At 67.7% G+C, this 15,095-nt stretch carries 15 protein-coding genes and 1 pseudogene; 12 read left to right on the top strand and 4 right to left on the bottom strand.

Going from position 1 to position 15,095, the window contains the following annotated elements; translation table 11 throughout:
• From BCO18175_RS22195 to BCO18175_RS22160, 8 genes and pseudogenes are all read left to right on the top strand, one after another.
• The coding region (locus tag BCO18175_RS22195) for a hypothetical protein (RefSeq protein ID WP_174984002.1) at window positions 1-729 on the top strand (729 nt) is incomplete at its 5' end.
• Window positions 730-891: 162 nt separating this feature from the next.
• Window positions 892-2,595 carry a S8 family serine peptidase gene (locus tag BCO18175_RS22190; protein WP_174984001.1) on the top strand — a complete coding sequence of 568 codons (1,704 nt, stop codon included), beginning with the start codon at window positions 892-894 and terminating at the stop codon, window positions 2,593-2,595.
• Window positions 2,596-2,678: 83 nt separating this feature from the next.
• Window positions 2,679-3,338: a hypothetical protein gene (locus BCO18175_RS22185; protein WP_174983999.1), complete on the top strand. Its 660-nt coding sequence runs from the start codon at window positions 2,679-2,681 to the stop codon at window positions 3,336-3,338.
• A 34-nt stretch (window positions 3,339-3,372) separates the two neighbouring features.
• Complete coding sequence (locus BCO18175_RS22180) at window positions 3,373-4,437, top strand: hypothetical protein (protein WP_254608147.1); 1,065 nt, start codon at window positions 3,373-3,375, stop codon at window positions 4,435-4,437.
• Window positions 4,434-5,393, top strand: a complete 960-nt coding sequence (locus BCO18175_RS22175) for a DUF4239 domain-containing protein (protein ID WP_254608146.1) — start codon at window positions 4,434-4,436, stop codon at window positions 5,391-5,393. The genes BCO18175_RS22180 and BCO18175_RS22175 overlap by 4 nt, the downstream gene beginning before the upstream one ends.
• The gene (locus BCO18175_RS22170) at window positions 5,380-5,922 is read left to right on the top strand and encodes a glycoside hydrolase family 19 protein (protein WP_174983998.1); all 543 of its coding nucleotides are present in this window, start codon (window positions 5,380-5,382) and stop codon (window positions 5,920-5,922) included. Before BCO18175_RS22175 ends, BCO18175_RS22170 begins: the two co-directional genes overlap by 14 nt.
• Window positions 5,889-6,608 (top strand): annotated as a pseudogene (locus tag BCO18175_RS22165) (hypothetical protein); the annotation flags it as partial. The gene BCO18175_RS22170 and the pseudogene BCO18175_RS22165, both read left to right, overlap by 34 nt.
• A 617-nt stretch (window positions 6,609-7,225) precedes the next feature.
• Entirely contained in the window at window positions 7,226-7,438 is a 213-nt protein-coding gene (locus tag BCO18175_RS22160) for a hypothetical protein (RefSeq protein ID WP_174983993.1), read from the top strand.
• Window positions 7,439-7,514: 76 nt separating this feature from the next.
• On the opposite strand, the gene BCO18175_RS22155 is transcribed toward BCO18175_RS22160, so the two are convergent.
• From BCO18175_RS22155 to BCO18175_RS22145, 3 genes are all read right to left on the bottom strand, one after another.
• A complete protein-coding gene (locus BCO18175_RS22155) occupies window positions 7,515-7,940 on the bottom strand; it encodes an NUDIX hydrolase (RefSeq protein ID WP_174983991.1) in 426 nt (141 codons plus the stop codon).
• Between the two features lie 220 nt (window positions 7,941-8,160).
• A complete protein-coding gene (locus BCO18175_RS22150) occupies window positions 8,161-9,549 on the bottom strand; it encodes a nucleobase:cation symporter-2 family protein (RefSeq protein WP_174983989.1) in 1,389 nt (462 codons plus the stop codon).
• Window positions 9,550-9,691: 142 nt separating this feature from the next.
• Window positions 9,692-10,648 (bottom strand): LysR family transcriptional regulator, encoded by a 957-nt coding sequence (locus BCO18175_RS22145; protein ID WP_174983987.1) that lies wholly within the window; start codon window positions 10,646-10,648, stop codon window positions 9,692-9,694.
• Window positions 10,649-10,751: 103 nt separating this feature from the next.
• On the opposite strand from BCO18175_RS22145, the gene BCO18175_RS22140 reads away from it, so the two are divergent.
• Entirely contained in the window at window positions 10,752-11,489 is a 738-nt protein-coding gene (locus tag BCO18175_RS22140) for an SDR family oxidoreductase (RefSeq protein WP_174983985.1), read from the top strand.
• An 8-nt stretch (window positions 11,490-11,497) separates the two neighbouring features.
• On the opposite strand, the gene BCO18175_RS22135 is transcribed toward BCO18175_RS22140, so the two are convergent.
• Entirely contained in the window at window positions 11,498-12,475 is a 978-nt protein-coding gene (locus tag BCO18175_RS22135) for a LysR family transcriptional regulator (RefSeq protein WP_174983982.1), read from the bottom strand.
• A 133-nt stretch (window positions 12,476-12,608) separates the two neighbouring features.
• Between BCO18175_RS22135 and BCO18175_RS22130 the strand changes: the two genes are divergently transcribed.
• The 3 genes from BCO18175_RS22130 (at window position 12,609) to BCO18175_RS22120 (ending at window position 15,055) form a co-directional block, all read left to right on the top strand.
• A complete protein-coding gene (locus BCO18175_RS22130) occupies window positions 12,609-13,325 on the top strand; it encodes an SDR family NAD(P)-dependent oxidoreductase (protein WP_174983980.1) in 717 nt (238 codons plus the stop codon).
• Window positions 13,326-13,565: 240 nt separating this feature from the next.
• On the top strand, window positions 13,566-13,901 hold the full coding sequence (locus tag BCO18175_RS22125; protein ID WP_174970915.1) for a putative quinol monooxygenase: 336 nt from the start codon (window positions 13,566-13,568) through the stop codon (window positions 13,899-13,901).
• A complete protein-coding gene (locus BCO18175_RS22120; protein ID WP_174983979.1) occupies window positions 13,898-15,055 on the top strand; it encodes an iron-containing alcohol dehydrogenase in 1,158 nt (385 codons plus the stop codon). The genes BCO18175_RS22125 and BCO18175_RS22120 overlap by 4 nt, the downstream gene beginning before the upstream one ends.
• The last annotated feature ends 40 nt before the right edge of the window (window positions 15,056-15,095 follow it).

Here is a 15,095-nt window from a genome sequence, read left to right as displayed (position 1 = left end):
CTGCTGCCGTTCGCCGCGCAACCGCAAGCGGCGTTTGCCCCGCAAGGCGTGTTCGGCGACATCCTGAAGTCGGTCGCGCCCACTGTCGGCACCGTTGCCGGGCAACTGGGTGGGCTGCTGCCGTTCTCGGCGCAACCGCAAGCGGCGTTCGCGCCGCAAGGCGTGTTCGGCGACATCCTGAAATCGGTCGCACCGACGGTTGGCACGGTCGCCGGCCAACTGGGCGGGCTGCTGCCGTTCGCGGCTCAGCCGCAGGCGGCGTTCGCGCCGCAAGGCATCGGCGGCGCGGTCATCGGCACCGCTGCGCCGGTACTTGGCGAATTGCTCGGCCGGCTCGGCGGGCTGCTGCCGTTCGCCGCGCAACCGCAAGCGGCGTTTGCCCCGCAAGGCGTGTTCGGCGACATCCTGAAGTCGGTCGCACCCACTGTCGGCACCGTTGCCGGGCAACTGGGTGGGCTGCTGCCGTTCGCGGCTCATCCGCAAGCGGCGTTCGCCCCGCAAGGCGTGTTCGGCGACATCCTGAAGTCGGTCGCGCCCACCGTCGGCACCGTCGCCGGGCAGCTGGGCGGGCTGCTGCCGTTCGCGGCTCATCCGCAAGCGGCGTTCGCCCCGCAAGGCGTGTTCGGCGACATCCTGAAGTCGGTCGCGCCCACCGTCGGCACCGTCGCAGGCCAACTGGGCGGGCTGCTGCCGTTCTCCGTGATGCCCGCCCAGCCGGCATTCCACTGACCTGTCGCAACGATAGACCTGCGCCACCCTGCGGCCCCCGCGGGGGCGCACTCGACGGACGCTCGTCGCGCAACGATCCGATCGCTTCGGGATGCGCGTCCGTCGCTTGCGACCGACTGACCCATGGCGTGCCTCGAGTGTCGCGCCGCGAAGGAGATTGCGATGGACAAGGACAAGAAGCCAACCGCCGCGAAGGCGGCCGACGTGCCGGCGGACGATGTCGCCGCCGCACCGGATGTGATGCCGCCCGATTCGGCCGGCGAAGCGGTTCATGTGACGAGCGGCAAGCGCCAGTATCTGATTGCGCCTCGGCGCGGCGCGCTCGCACGCCAGGCCGCGGTGACGCCGATGTCGGCACATGACCTCAACAATGCGGTCGGCCGGCTGCCGGGCGTCGAAGTCGTGCGTGTGATCAACAGCCACAAGAATGCGCAGATGATGTCCGCGCGGCCGGACGAAGCGACCGACACGTACATCGTCAAGATGGATCCCGCGCACGCGCAGCTGCTGCAGGCGACGGCGCCGCCGGAAATGATCGTCGAGGAGGACCATCCGCTCGGCTACGGGAAAAAGCCTGAACTGGATTCCGGCGCCGAGCTTCGTCCGCAGGCGGCAATCGCGTCGACGATCCTGCGTCCGGTGACGATCCGCGTGCTGGGTGCGGACGATCAACCCCAGCCCGGTGTTCCGGTGACGCTCGCGGGCGACGGCTTCCCGGTGAGCGGCACCACCGACGCGCGAGGCGAAACGACGCTGGCCGTCGCGCAGATGGCGCCCGGTCCGCTCCAGTCGCTGGCGGTGCGACCGTCCCACACCTACTGGAATATCTACCTGTCGGCGCCGCTGCTGTCGAGCGATCAGGCGAACGTGGTGCGGCTCACGCCGTTGTCCCAGCCGAACCCGAACGTTCCGCCGCGTGCTCCGCTCGGGTGGGGGCAGCGCCTGATGGGCCTCGATGAGCTTCCCGCCACGACGACGGGGCGGGGCGTCCGCGTCGCGATCGTGGATTCGGGGGCGGACGCGTCGCATCCGCTGCTGAACCATATCGTGCGCGGCGCCGATCTGACCAACGATCAGAATCCGGATACCTGGAAGGACGACGTGATCGGCCACGGATCGCATTGCGCGGGCGTGATCGCCGCGCGCATCAGTCCGCAGGCTGCCGACGCGCAGATGGCGATGCGCGGCTTCGCGCCCGACGCGGAGATTCATGTGCTGAAGATATTCCCCGGCGGCCAGTTCAGTACGCTGATCCAGGCGCTCGACTATTGCATCGACCACGACATCGACGTCGTGAACCTGAGCCTCGGCGCGCCGCAGGCGTCGCTCGCCGTCGAGCAGAAGCTGATGGAGGCCGTGCAATCCGGCGTCGCATGCATCGTCGCGGCCGGCAATTCGGGCGGCCCGGTCCAGTACCCGGCGTCGTCGCCGTACGTGCTCGCGGTGTCGGCGCTGGGGCTGCATCGGGAGTTGCCCGTCAACACGTGGGAGCAAACGCAAATCGTCGCGCAGGCTGCGACGGCTGACGGCCTCTTCTCGCCGACGTTCTCGTGCCACGGTCCGCAGATCGGCGTGTGCGGGCCGGGGGTGGGCGTCGTATCGACGGTACCGGGCGCGGCGTTCAATGCCGAATCCGGCACGTCGATGGCGGCGCCGCACATCACGGGGCTCGCGGCGCTGCTGGTGAGCGATCCGCAGATCGCCGGCCATCTCGGGCCGCGCCGGCCGGAACGCGTCGCCGCGTTGTTTCAGCTGATCCGGATGATCTGCACGCCGATCGTGCAGTACGACGTCACGAACCGTTTCGGCGCAGGCCTGCCGCGCTTCCAGAACCTTCGCCAGCTGTTGCAGCAGGCGGGCCGCTGACGGCGCGCGAGTCGCGCCGGCCGCCGGCCGATTCCGTCGGCCGGCGCAAGTCGTCACATACACAAGACAAGGAGAAACGCATCATGTCGACCCTGTTGCGCATGACCCGGGCTGCCTGCGCCGCCAGCCTGATTCTGACCTGCGCCGGCGCGCACGCGCAGGACTGGACGCTGGCGCTGTCCTGGAAGCTCGGCACGTGCGTCGGCGGCGATGGCGCCCAGACGTGCACGGCCGCCCAGCCGCCGTCCGCGCGCCAGGCCGCGGACGGCGCGCCGATCCGGATCACGGCGATCGGCCTGTATACGCCGCGGCGCGACTGCGACACGACGCCGGTGCCGGCCGGCACGCTGTCCGACGATGCCGCGCCGTATATCGCGCCGGCGAGCGCCGACGCCTTCCAGCAGCACTGGAATCGCTACGGGAGCTGCACGGGATACGCGCCGGCCGGTTATGCCGCCGAGCTCGCCGCAATGGCGCGTGCGGTCGGCCTCACGAATCTCGGCCGCTACCTGCGGGAGAACGACAACAAGGTGGTGCGGCTCGACGAGCTGAAGAATGCGCAACTGCACGATTTCTTCGTCGGCGCGGACAAGTCCGTGCAGTTCCTGTGCACGCCCGAAGGACGGCTCGCGGAGGTGCGCTACCGGCTGCGCGACTGGTCCGACGTGTTCGTGTATCGCGACAAGGGCGGCATGCTCGTCGTGGCGCCGGGCGGCAATTGCGGCGACGAAGTGCGGCTGTAGCGCACGTTGCCGGCCGACACGTTGGAGAATCGCCATGCGAACGCATCGCTCGTGGTTCCGGACAGCGGCGGACGCACCGCCCGAAGCGGACGGCGCGAACGCAGCCCCGTCGAAGCGCGATCTGGTCGGGCAGTTGCAGACCGAATGCAATGCGATGGCGCGCTACGCGCTGCAGCACGGGATTGCCGTCGCGCCCGATCTGATCGCGCAATTGTCGATGCTGATGGCCGCGGTGTCGCATGCCGCGGCCGACACCGCGGCGGCGGATGCGTCGTCGGTACACGGCGCATCGTACGCGCTTGCCGCGATTCATCGCCGGCTTGCAGTCGCGATCGCGCCGGCCACACCACAGGCCATCACGCTGCTCGACCGCGAACTGCGCGTCCGCTCGCGCTTCGCGTGGCTCGGACCCGTGCCGCTGATTCGCGCGCTGACGCTGTCCGCCGCGACGTTCCTGGTCGCCGTGATCGCGACGTCGCTGTCGCCGGAAGTGTCGGTCGCGAACATCGATCAGGGGTTTCTCGATTCGCACGGCACCCGGCTGCTGTGGAACGCGCTGTTCCTGCTGTTCTGCGCGGGGCTCGGCGCGTCGTTTGCAACACTGTTCCAGGCGCACCGCTACGTCGCGAATTCGACCTACGACCCGAAGTACGACGCGTCGTACGGCGCGCGGCTGATTCTCGGCGTGATCGCGGGCGTGATCCTCGTCGAGTTGCTACCGCCTCACCTGTACGACGGCGGCAGCATGCGCAGCTTCGGCAAGCCGGCGCTTGCGATGCTCGGCGGGTTTTCGGCGACGGCCGTGCATCGGCTGTTGCACCGGCTCGTCGAGACGCTCGAGACGCTCGTGCGTGGCGATACGGCGGCCGCCGCGCAGGCGACGTTCGAAGCGCATCGCGCCCATGCGGCGACCGAGCGTGTGCAATGGCAAAGCGAACTTGCGGCGGACCTGTTGCGGCTTCAGCAATCGCTTGAAACCGGGATGCCGGCCGATGCGGTCAGGCAGCGGCTTGCCGAATTCACGCGCGCGATGCTGTCGGCGGATATGCCGCAGGCAGGGCGTCGCGACGGCGCAAACGCAAGCGCAAGCAGGGAATGACCATGCTCTTTCTCTACAACTGGCCATCATGGCTGATGGGGGGCTTCGTCGTGATCGCGACCGTCGCGGCCGCGCTCGGCGGCTATGCGCTGTTCCGTCGCATCCTGCCCGTCGACCTGCTGCCGGAGCAGCGGGCGATGGCGATCACGATGGTATCGGTCATCACGACGATCAACTCGCTGCTCGTCGCGTTTTCGGCGATCAGCGTGTGGGACGCATACAACGGCGCGGAGCGGACGGTCGACGCCGAAGCGACCGCGGCCGGCGAACTGTCGCGCGATCTCGTCGCGTTCGGCGACCCGGTCGCGGATGCCGCATCGGGCGCGCTGCGTGCGTATCTCGACGGGGTCGTCCGTTACGAGTGGCCGAAGATGCAGCAGCAGGCGAGTGCCGATGCGCAGGCGGCGGCCCGCTTCGATCACCTGTTCGACATGACCAACCAGATCGAGCCGCGCAGCGAGCGGCAGCGCGTGCTGCTCGGCGAGGTGCTCGCGCGCGTGAACGAGATGGCGAAGCATCGCGAACAGCGCCTGCTGACGCTCGACGTCGCGATGCCGGCCACGCTGTGGGGCGTGGTGGTGCTCGCGAGCGTCGTGTCGTTTCTGCTTCTCTACATCCTGCCGGGCACGCGCTTCAACATCGCGCTCGTCACGAGCTGGGCGCTCACGCTCGGACTCGCGTTCTTCTTCGTGCTCGCCGTCGACCGTCCGTTCGCGGGCGAAGTCAGCGTCAAGCCGGAGCCGCTGCGCGTGATTGTTGCTGCGATGGACGCGCAATCGCGGCGTAGCGCGTCGGATGCAGCGCACGACACGCCGCCGTCGCCGCGCAATCCGCTTGGGACGCTCATCGACGGTGGAGCCGCGGCGACTGTCTCGACCGATTCATCACCGCCGGGTGCACTTGCTACTGTCCCGCCCGCCCATGCGCCGCAAGGAGAACACGATGACACTCGATGAATTCCGGGCCGCTGCCGCGATATCCGGCGCGCTCGCGCAACGCTGGCATCCGGCGTTTGCCGCCGCGATGGCCGAGTTCGGCATTTCGACCAACGCGCGCATGGCGGCGTTCGTCGCGCAAACGGGCCACGAGACGCTCGGCTTCACGCTCACGCGCGAGCTGTGGGGGCCGACGCCCGCGCAGCGCGCCTATGAACCGCCTTCGCGCAAGGCTGCGGCGCTCGGCAACGTTCAGCCGGGCGACGGCCGGCGCTTCCTCGGACGCGGGCTCATTCAGATCACGGGGCGTGCGAACTATCGCGAATGCGGCCACGCACTCGGCGCCGATCTCGAGCGCGAGCCGGAACGCCTCGAACACGAGCTGCTGGCCGCGCGCTCGGCGGCCTGGTGGTGGGAGCGGCACGGCTGCAACGCGCTCGCCGATTCTGGCGATTTCGCGTTGCTGACGAGACGCATCAACGGCGGTGTCAATGGACTCGAAGACCGGATGCGCCGATGGGCGATCGCGAAGAAGGTGATGTGCCTGTGAGCGCGCGGCATGCAGCGAAGACTGACCAACCAACGGAGGGCAATATCATGAACACGCGAATCTGGGGTGAATTCGTTTCGAAACGGGGTGCGCTGATTGCGGTCGCGATTGCGGTCGGCACCCTGCCAGGGCACGCATCGGCGGAAATCGATTGCCGGCCTGTCGCCGTGAAAGAGGGGCGCGAGTTGAACTCGACGTGGGGGAAACAGCTGCATCATCTGCAAAGCGCCGGCGATGTCGACAATACGGTCAACTCGCTGTGCAGACCCGACTGGGCTCGTGCCGACGATTACTGGCTGTATGGCAACTATTACCCGCTCCACGACAACCCGCTCACGCGGCAGCGAGACGGCGCCGATCTCTTCGTCAAATCGAGGCCGAATCAGCCCGAACTGACCCGATACCTTTGCAAGGACACCGGCCCGAACGGCGCGACACCGTACGAGAAGGCGAAGCCGGTCGGGGTATTCGCTTACGAAAGCGTCAGTACGAAGGAATCAGGGAAGAAGGGAAGCGACATCGCCAGGCAAGTTGAATTGCACGTGCTGTGCGTAGCCGAGAACGCGCGAGGACAGGGGTTGGGAATCCGGGTCCTCGATGAGGCCGTGCGGCACATGACCAAGGGCGTCGGTGATGACAAGAAGGTTCGCCTGCAACTCACCTCGCACGCGAAGGCGCACGACTTTTACGACAGGCTCGACATGACGTGCCGCGACGAAGGAGAGGGCGGAGCCGTCGCTCGTGTCTACGAGCGCACGCTAAAGCAAGGTGAACATATCGACAGGCGTAGCTCGATCTATTACATGGATCTGAATGACAACGGGCAATGCAAACGGGTGACGTTCGGCTGCGGCAATCGACACGAGTATGGCGAGCTGCGAAAACTGGCGTTCGACTCACAAGCGAGCTATGACGACGCGGTCGATCATGGGCACAAAGGCGGGGTGTTTTTCATTGGAAACTGGGCGGACGAATACGGATGCGACGCCGAATCGCAGCCGATCAGTTATGACGAGGTGATCCCGCACGTGGGCGGGCGCGGCCAATGACGCTCCGGATGCGGCTGCATTGCCGAGCGACATGCTGCATCCGGCAAGCAGCCGCACGCTTCGAGTACCGTCACGTAACCGCCGGCATCGTGTTGCGCGATCCGAACTGTACCTCGCGGTCGAGATCGGAAAATCTTGATCGGGAAAAGCACTAAAAGTTTGCGAATTTTTTCCGGGCTATAGTGGAATCACTGAAGGTAGACGCGGCGTCCCTTGCCGATACCGTTCAGGTAATGACTGTAGACGGGTGCTGTATGAAAAATAAAATCGACAAGACCACCGGACCAATCTGGGGCATGGCGGCAGGATTGCTTCTTGCTGGTGCGGGATTGAGTCTCGGCATTTTCCCGAAGTCCCTGTACAGCTCGGGAAGCGCGAACGACTTCATGGCGTCCGGCGCCGCGATGCTGGGCATCTTCCTCGTCGTTTATTCCGCACGCGAATTACGCAGAAAGCGCGCGCACTGAGCGTTCGCGCGTCGCGGATCCACGAAAAGCGACTTGAGCCGGCCGTCGGCTCATGAGTGCGCTCGTCCGTAGCGCACTACGCCTTGGTGATTTCGTGTTGGTAAACGAGTTCGACGATGCGCTTCGTCGGAATGCTGGCGCGCAACCCGTCGACGCTGTCGATCGGAAACCACTTGCATTTCTCGATCTCGTTGCTCGCTTGCGGCGTCTGGTCCGGGCCGACTTCCGCGAAAAACACGTGATGGATCTTGGCGAGCCCGGTGAACTGCATCGAGTAGACGAGATGCTGGCCGGTGATGCCGGTTTCTTCGGATAACTCGCGATGTGCGGCTTCGAGCGGCGTTTCCCCGCGCTTGATCGTGCCGCCGGGAAGGGCCCAGCGCGACGCCGCGCGGGCGACGAGCAAGACTTGCTCGCCGCGGTAGCAGACGATGGTCGCGCGTTCCTTGACCGGGACGGTGCTTGTTTCGGGGGTGTTGTTGGGGGCGGGGGCTTGGGGCATGGCGTGATTCTAACCAGCACAAATCGATCGGCCAAGCCGGCTTGACCGGGTTTGACGATCGATCTCCACCGTGGCGGGGGCGACAGCCCCGGGGTGCGTCGAAAGCGCGGGTTGGGGTGTTGATCGCGTGGCCTGCACGCGTGCCCGAGGCTGCTTGGCATGACGAACGACGCGGCCGGTCACGCGCCGCGTCGTCAGGCGGTTCGCACCGCCATTTCCTTTACTTCTTTTCCGGCAGGAACCAGTTCATCACGAGCGCGCAGATGCCGCCCGTTGCCACGCCCGATTCGAGCACGTTCTTCAGCGCGTGCGGCAGGCTGTTGAGGATGTCCGGCACCTGCGACACACCCAGGCCGAGCGCGAGCGACACCGCGATGATCAGCAGCGCGCGACGGTCGAGCTGGACGCCCGAGAGGATGTTGATGCCCGATGCGGCCACCGCGCCGAACATCACCATCGCCGCACCGCCGAGCACGGGCTCCGGCACGGCCTGCAGCACGCCGGCGACGACCGGGAACAGCCCGAGCACCACGAGCATCCCCGCGATCCAGACGCCGACATAGCGGCTGGCGACGCCGGTGATCTGGATCACGCCGTTGTTTTGCGCGAACACCGAGCTCGGGAACGTGTTGAACACGCCGGCCAGCAGCGAGTTCGCGCCGTTGACGAGCACGCCGCCCTTGATCCGTTGCATCCACACCGGGCCTTCGACCGGCTCGTTCGAGATCTTGCTGGTGGCCGTGACGTCGCCGATCGCTTCGAGCGACGTGACGAGGTAGATGATCAGCATCGGCACGAACAGCGACCACGAGAAGCCGATGCCGAAGTGCAGCGGCGTCGGGACCTGGAACAACGCGGCCTGGTGCATGCCGGTGAAGTCGAGGCGGCCGAGGAACGCGGCCGCGAGATAGCCGATGACGAGTGCGATGACGAGCGCGGTGCTGCGCACCCATACGATCGGCACGCGGTTCAGCAGGATGATCGTGCCGAGCACGAGGCCCGACAGCGTCAGGTTCTCCGCGCTCGCGAAGGTGCCCTTGGCCATCGCGCCATAGCCGCCGCCCATGCTGATGAGGCCGACCTTGATCAGCGTGAGGCCGATCAGCAGCACGACGATGCCGGTGACGAGCGGCGTGATCAGGCGCTTCACGAACGGCAGGATGCGCGACACGGCCATCTCGACGAACGACCCGGCGATCACGACGCCGAAGATCGCTGCCATCACGGTCTCGACCGGCGTGCCTTGCTTGACCATCAGGCTGCCGCCGGCGATCAGCGGGCCGACGAAGTTGAAGCTCGTGCCCTGGACAATCAGCAGGCCGGCGCCCAGCGGGCCGAAGCGCTTGCACTGGACGAAGGTGGCGATACCGGAAATCACCAGCGACATCGACACGATAAGGGTCGTATCGCGGCTGGACACGCCGAGCGCCTGGCAGATCAGCAGGCCGGGCGTGACGATCGGCACGATGATCGCCAGCAGGTGCTGCAGCGCGGCGACGAAGGCGACCATCGGCGCCGGCCGGTCGTTCGGGCCATAGACGAGGTCGCGGGCCGAATCTGCGGCGTCGGCGCCGTGGACGGCGGGTTGGGCGGGGGAGGCGGGTTGCATGGCGAGCGGGCCGGACAAGGTGGAAAGTGCGGCATTTTAGCCGAACGGCCCGCCGGCGCCGCTGCAATAGCAGGGATTCGGCGGATCGGGAAAACGGTGGCGGATCGGTGCCCGGGCCGGCCGTGACCGCGGCGCGCGTCGGTCAGCGGGCCTGCCGCGGTGCGGGCGCGGTCGGAGTGGCGGCCGGAGCGGTGGTCGCACGGAACCCGGGCAGCTCGGGAATCCGCCGCTCCATGAACTGCAGGAACGTGCGGGTCCGGAGCGGCAGATACCGGCGCGACGCGTACACGAGGTGCAGCTCGTGCGGCGGCACCATGTCCCACTTCGGCAGCAACCGCACGAGTTGCCCGCTGTCGATCAGGTCCTGCACGAGCCACGCTGGCCCGCTGCCCACCGCGTTCCCACCCAGAAAGCATTCCCGCAACGCCATCGAGCTGTTCACGCGATATCGGCCGCGTACCGGAACGACGACCTGCTCGTCGCCGCGGGCGAAGGCCAGTTCGTTGCCGATGTCCGCGCGCGCGTAGCCGACGTACTCGTGCTTCGCCAGGTCTTCCGGCCGGCGGAGCCTCGGTGCCCGCGACACATACTCCGGCGCGGCGACCAGCAGGCGCGACGACGACGCGATGTGGCGCGCCACGGCATCCGGCGGCAGCAGGTGGCCGAGGCGAATGGCGACATCGACGCCTTCTTCGACCAGGTCGATCACGCGGTCGGTCAATTGCAGCTCGACCTCGATCTCCGGCCACGCGGCGAGGAATTCGAGCACGAGCGCGTTCAGCCTCAGCTCGCCCAGCCCCAGCGGCGCATTGACGACCAGCTTGCCGACCGGCCGCACCGTTTGCCCGCGCACCTCGGCCACCGCGCTCGCGTATTCGTCGATCACGCGCTTGCAGCGATCGTAGAACCGGCGGCCCTCGTCGGTGGGGGCGAGGCTCGTGGTCGAGCGTTCGAGCAGGCGAACGCCCAGTTCCTTTTCTAACGCGGCGACGATCTTGCTGATCGTCGGCTGGCCGGTGCCTTCCTCGCGCGCGACCGCCGAGAAATTGCCGAGCTCGATCGCGCGGACGAACACGCGCATGGATCGCAGCGAATCCATCTTATTCCTTTATGGCATGAACCTTATTCAAGTCTCGCACGTTCCTGCGCAATCGAGAATGACCTAACGTTCGCGAACCTTCAAACCCTGATGAGGAGTCGACATGAACGAGGCAACGCAATCTTCGGCACTGGACGGTGCGCACGTCGTGGTATTCGGCGGAAGCTCCGGAATCGGCCTTGCGGCCGCGGCCGCCGCGAAGGCAAAAGGCGCCAGTGTCACGCTGGTCGGCCGGACCCGTGCGAAGCTCGAGTCTGCCGCGCAGGCGATCGGCGGCGCGCGCATCGCGGTGGCCGACATCGCCGACCGGCATGCGGTGCAGGCCGTGTTCGACGGGATCACGCGCGTCGACCATCTGGTCGTCACGGCCGGCCGGTTCATTGCCGGCAAGCTGAACGAGACCGATCCCGATCACCTGCTCGCCGCGCTGCAGGAGCGTATCGCCGGGCCGGTCTACGCGATCCGGGCCGCGTTGCCGCTGATGCCCGCGACCGGCTCGATCGTGCTGACCGGCGGGCAACTGTCGGATCGTCCGGCCGCTCAGGGCGTGTCCGTCATTGCCGCCGCGGTGCGCGGTATCGAGGCGCTGGCGCAGTCGCTCGCGCTGGAGCTGAAGCCGATTCGCGTGAACGTCGTCGCGCCCGGCTTCGTCGAGACGCCGCTGTACGACGCGTTCGGCCCGGAAGCACGCGACACGATCCTCGCGGGCGCCGCGTCGGCATTGCCCGGCGGCCGTGTCGGGCGCGCGGATGAAGTGGGGGACGCGATCGCGTTCCTGCTGAGCAACGGCTTCATGAACGGCGAGATCCTGCACATCGACGGCGGCGGCCGGCTGGTCTGAGCCGTGTGTCAGCCTGCGATGCGCGTGCCGGTGCGGCGCGCCGGCGGGCGTGGCGCGCGGGCATCCGGATACGCGCGCTGGCAGACGGCGATGACCGCGTCGCGCAGGCGGCGATGCACGGGGTCGCCGTGCATGCGCGGATGCCACAGCGCGGAAACGAGAATCCCGGGCAGGCGCACCGGGATCTCGAAGCTGCATAGCCCGAGGGCCTCCGTGAGCCCCGGCGAGAACGCGTTGCCGAGGCTCGAGCGCGGCACGAGTGCGATCAGGTCGGTGCCGGCCGCGACCCGCATTGCATCGGGGTAGCCCGGTACGACGACGCACACGGTGTGGTCCGGGCCGGCCTCGTCGGTCGAATCGCCGGCCGGGCCGCCGAAATCGCCGAGTTGCGACGCGATCACGTGACGGCAGGCCGCGTAGCGCGCGGGCGTGATCCTGCCCGATGCGAACAGCGGATGACCGGCGCGTGCCACCGCGACGTGCCAGTCGTGAAACAGCATGCGGGTGTGCAGTTCGGGCGCATCGTCGCCGCGTTTGCCGATTTCCAGGTCGACGGTGCCGTCGCGCAGCGCCTGCGGATCGCGGTCGGGCTTCGGGACAAAGCGGATGCGCACCTGCGGCGCGATTTCGCCGAGTGCGGCGACCACCGGGCCGGACAGCATTTCCATGAACGATGCGGCCGCGCGGAGGGTGAACGTGGACGTGTGCGTCGCCATGTCCACGTCGGCCGTCGCCGGCCGCAGCACCGCGCGCGCATCGCTTGCGATCGCGTGCACGCGGTCGCGCAACGCGGCGGCGTGCGGCGTCGGCACGAGCTTGCGCCCGGCGCGCACGAGCAACTGATCGCCGGTGGACAGCCGCAGCCGCGTGAGCGTGCGGCTCATCGCGGAGGTGCTCAGGCCAAGCCGGCGCGCGGCGCCGGTCACGCTGCCTTCCGACAGCAGCACGTCGAGCGCGGTGACGAGGTTCAGGTCGATGTCTTCCATGGCGACAGGATACGCCTCTGCACGGTTTGGCATGGCGTTCGATGCAACTATGGGTTGAATCCGGTGCGTCTGGCGCCTGTCGTGATGCGCACCTATAGTGGCTGCATGACGAAACCCGGCAAAGGCGGAAACCATGCAATCAACTGTATCGAACCGGAACGTACCCGCGATCCTGCTTGTCGCGGCGTCGCGCGGCCTCGGGCTCGCGATGGCGGAGGCGTTCCTGGGCAAAGGCTGGCACGTAACGGGCACCGTGCGTGCCGGGTCGGAGCGCACGAAGCTGCACGACCTGGCCGACCGGTTCGACGGCCGGCTCGACATCGAGACGCTCGACATCTGCGAGCCGGCGCAACTGGCCGCGTTGCGCGAGCGGCTGTCGGGCCGGCGTTTCGACATGCTGTTCGTGAATGCGGGAACGACGAACGAGCCAACCGAAACGATCGGCGAAGTGGCGACCGACGAATTCGTGCGCGTGATGATCACGAATGCGCTGGCGCCGATGCGCGTGATCGAGACGCTGCAGGATCTCGTGATCGCGGACGGCCTGATCGGCGCGATGTCGTCGGGGCAGGGCAGCGTCGCGAACAACGTCAGCGGGATGCGTGAGGTCTATCGCGGCAGCAAGGCCGCGCTGAACCAGTTCATGCGCAGCTTCGCGGCGCGCCAGGCCGATACGCGGCGTGCGATGGTGCTGATGGCGCCCGGCTGGGTCCGCACGGAGCTGGGCGGGCCCGATGCGCGCCTGACGATCGAGGAAAGCGTGCCGAGTCTCGTCGATGTGCTGATCGCAAAGCGTGCCCGCCCGGGGCTCGAATATCTCGACTATCTGGGGAGGACGGTGCCGTGGTAGTCGGTGCATCGGCGCATCGTGGGGTAGCGGCCAATTGCGATCCGCCGTGCGGTGAAAGCGGCGCGGGATTCGCGAGGTTTTCGCGGCACGGTGGCGGTACTGCGAAGGCCGTGCCGATTCAATACAATGGACGGCCAGCCAGTGACACGGCGTTGCGCCGTCGCGCTCGAATCCCTCCGGTTCGCCGCGCATTGCGTGCGTCCCCGTCGTGACGGCCCCCAGTCGAACACGGAGCGCAACATGAACGAACCCTACCTGCAGGTTATCGCCCATTTCTACGCAAAACCCGGCAACGGCGACCGCGTGATCGAACTGCTCGGCGAACTCGCCCCGCCCACGCGCGCCGAGCCGAAGAATCTCGACTACGCGTATTTCCGGTCGCCGGAGAACCCCGACCACGTCGTGATCCTCGAACGCTACCGCGACGCGGACGGCCTCGACGTGCATCGGGAAACGCCGCATTTCCAGCGGATCGGGTTCGGCGCGATCATTCCGTTGCTCGATCGCCGCGAAGTGTCGAGCTACATGGTGCAGCCGGACACCGGCACGGCGACGCCACCGGGAGGCACCCGATGAACCCGTTTCAATTCCGTACCGTTCCGACGCAGGTTGTCGAGTTCGGCGCCGCGCGCCGGCTCGGCGCGTTGTTGCGTGAACGCTTTCCGGCGCTCGTGCGGCTGTGTGTCGTCACCGATGCGTTCCTGCATCGCAGCGGCGTGCTCGCGCCCGCACTGGAGAGCCTCGCCGCGCAAGGCTGGCAAGTCACCGTGATTGACGACGTGATCGCCGATCCGCCCGAGCACGTGGTGCTGGAAGCGACCGAACGGGCCGTCGCGGCCGATGCCGAGATCGTGCTCGGCCTGGGCGGCGGATCGTCGATGGACGTCGCGAAGCTGATCGCGGTGCTCGCGCCGGGGCAGCAGGCGCTGGCCGACATGTATGGCGTCGACAAGGTCACGAGCGCGCGGCTGCCGCTCGTGCAGATGCCGACGACGGCCGGCACGGGCTCGGAAGTGACGGCCGTGTCGATCGTCACGGTCGGCGAGGCGCGCAAGATGGGCGTCGTGTCGCCGCACCTGTTCGCGGACGTCGCGATCCTCGACGCCGAACTGACGCTCGGCCTGCCGCGCGCGGCCACGGCCGCGACGGGCATCGACGCGATGGTGCATGCGATCGAGGCCTATACGTCCGCGCGGTTGAAGAACCCGGTGTCCGACATGCTGGCCGTGCACGCGCTGACGCTGCTGTCGCGCAACCTGCTCGCGGCATGCGACGACGGCCGCAACCGTGACGTGCGTGAGGCGATGCTGGTCGGCGCGATGTTCGCGGGGCAGGCGTTCGCGAATGCACCGGTCGCGGCCGTGCATGCGCTCGCCTATCCGGTCGGCGGGATCTTCCATGTGCCGCACGGGCTGTCGAATGCGCTCGTGCTGCCGCACGTGCTGCGTTTCAACGCACCCGCCGCCGCGCCGCTGTATGCGGAGCTCGCGTCGATCGTCGCGCCGTCGGCGACGGGCAGCGATGAAGCGCGCACGCACGCGCTGATCACCGAGATCGACCGGCTGATCGTCGCGACGAGCATCCCGCGCACGCTGCGCGAGGTCGGCATCGGGGAAGGCGACCTGCCGAGGATGGCGTCGGATGCGATGCTGCAGACGCGCCTGCTCGTGAACAATCCGCGCGAGGTGACGGAGGCCGACGCGCTGGAGATCTACCGGCAGGCGTGGTGACGCGGCGGGCGTGCGCGTCGCGCCGCCCGTCATGTCTCGC

Source organism: Burkholderia lata, assembly GCF_902499335.1.
Lineage (GTDB): Bacteria > Pseudomonadota > Gammaproteobacteria > Burkholderiales > Burkholderiaceae > Burkholderia > Burkholderia lata_B.
This window is presented reverse-complemented; position numbering and strand designations above follow the sequence as displayed.

Excerpts from the sequence above, each read along its gene's own strand:
- BCO18175_RS22180 (WP_254608147.1), top strand. The coding sequence starts at position 3,373 with ATGCGAACGCATCGCTCGTGGTTCCGGACAGCGGCGGACGCACCGCCC.
- BCO18175_RS22155 (WP_174983991.1), bottom strand. The coding sequence starts at position 7,940 with ATGCCCCAAGCCCCCGCCCCCAACAACACCCCCGAAACAAGCACCGTC.
- BCO18175_RS22130 (WP_174983980.1), top strand. The coding sequence starts at position 12,609 with ATGCAATCAACTGTATCGAACCGGAACGTACCCGCGATCCTGCTTGTC.
- BCO18175_RS22170 (WP_174983998.1), top strand. The coding sequence starts at position 5,380 with ATGACACTCGATGAATTCCGGGCCGCTGCCGCGATATCCGGCGCGCTC.
- BCO18175_RS22120 (WP_174983979.1), top strand. The coding sequence starts at position 13,898 with ATGAACCCGTTTCAATTCCGTACCGTTCCGACGCAGGTTGTCGAGTTC.
- BCO18175_RS22135 (WP_174983982.1), bottom strand. The coding sequence starts at position 12,475 with ATGGAAGACATCGACCTGAACCTCGTCACCGCGCTCGACGTGCTGCTG.
- BCO18175_RS22175 (WP_254608146.1), top strand. The coding sequence starts at position 4,434 with ATGACCATGCTCTTTCTCTACAACTGGCCATCATGGCTGATGGGGGGC.
- BCO18175_RS22140 (WP_174983985.1), top strand. The coding sequence starts at position 10,752 with ATGAACGAGGCAACGCAATCTTCGGCACTGGACGGTGCGCACGTCGTG.
- BCO18175_RS22190 (WP_174984001.1), top strand. The coding sequence starts at position 892 with ATGGACAAGGACAAGAAGCCAACCGCCGCGAAGGCGGCCGACGTGCCG.
- BCO18175_RS22125 (WP_174970915.1), top strand. The coding sequence starts at position 13,566 with ATGAACGAACCCTACCTGCAGGTTATCGCCCATTTCTACGCAAAACCC.
- BCO18175_RS22150 (WP_174983989.1), bottom strand. The coding sequence starts at position 9,549 with ATGCAACCCGCCTCCCCCGCCCAACCCGCCGTCCACGGCGCCGACGCC.
- BCO18175_RS22145 (WP_174983987.1), bottom strand. The coding sequence starts at position 10,648 with ATGGATTCGCTGCGATCCATGCGCGTGTTCGTCCGCGCGATCGAGCTC.
- BCO18175_RS22185 (WP_174983999.1), top strand. The coding sequence starts at position 2,679 with ATGTCGACCCTGTTGCGCATGACCCGGGCTGCCTGCGCCGCCAGCCTG.
- BCO18175_RS22160 (WP_174983993.1), top strand. The coding sequence starts at position 7,226 with ATGAAAAATAAAATCGACAAGACCACCGGACCAATCTGGGGCATGGCG.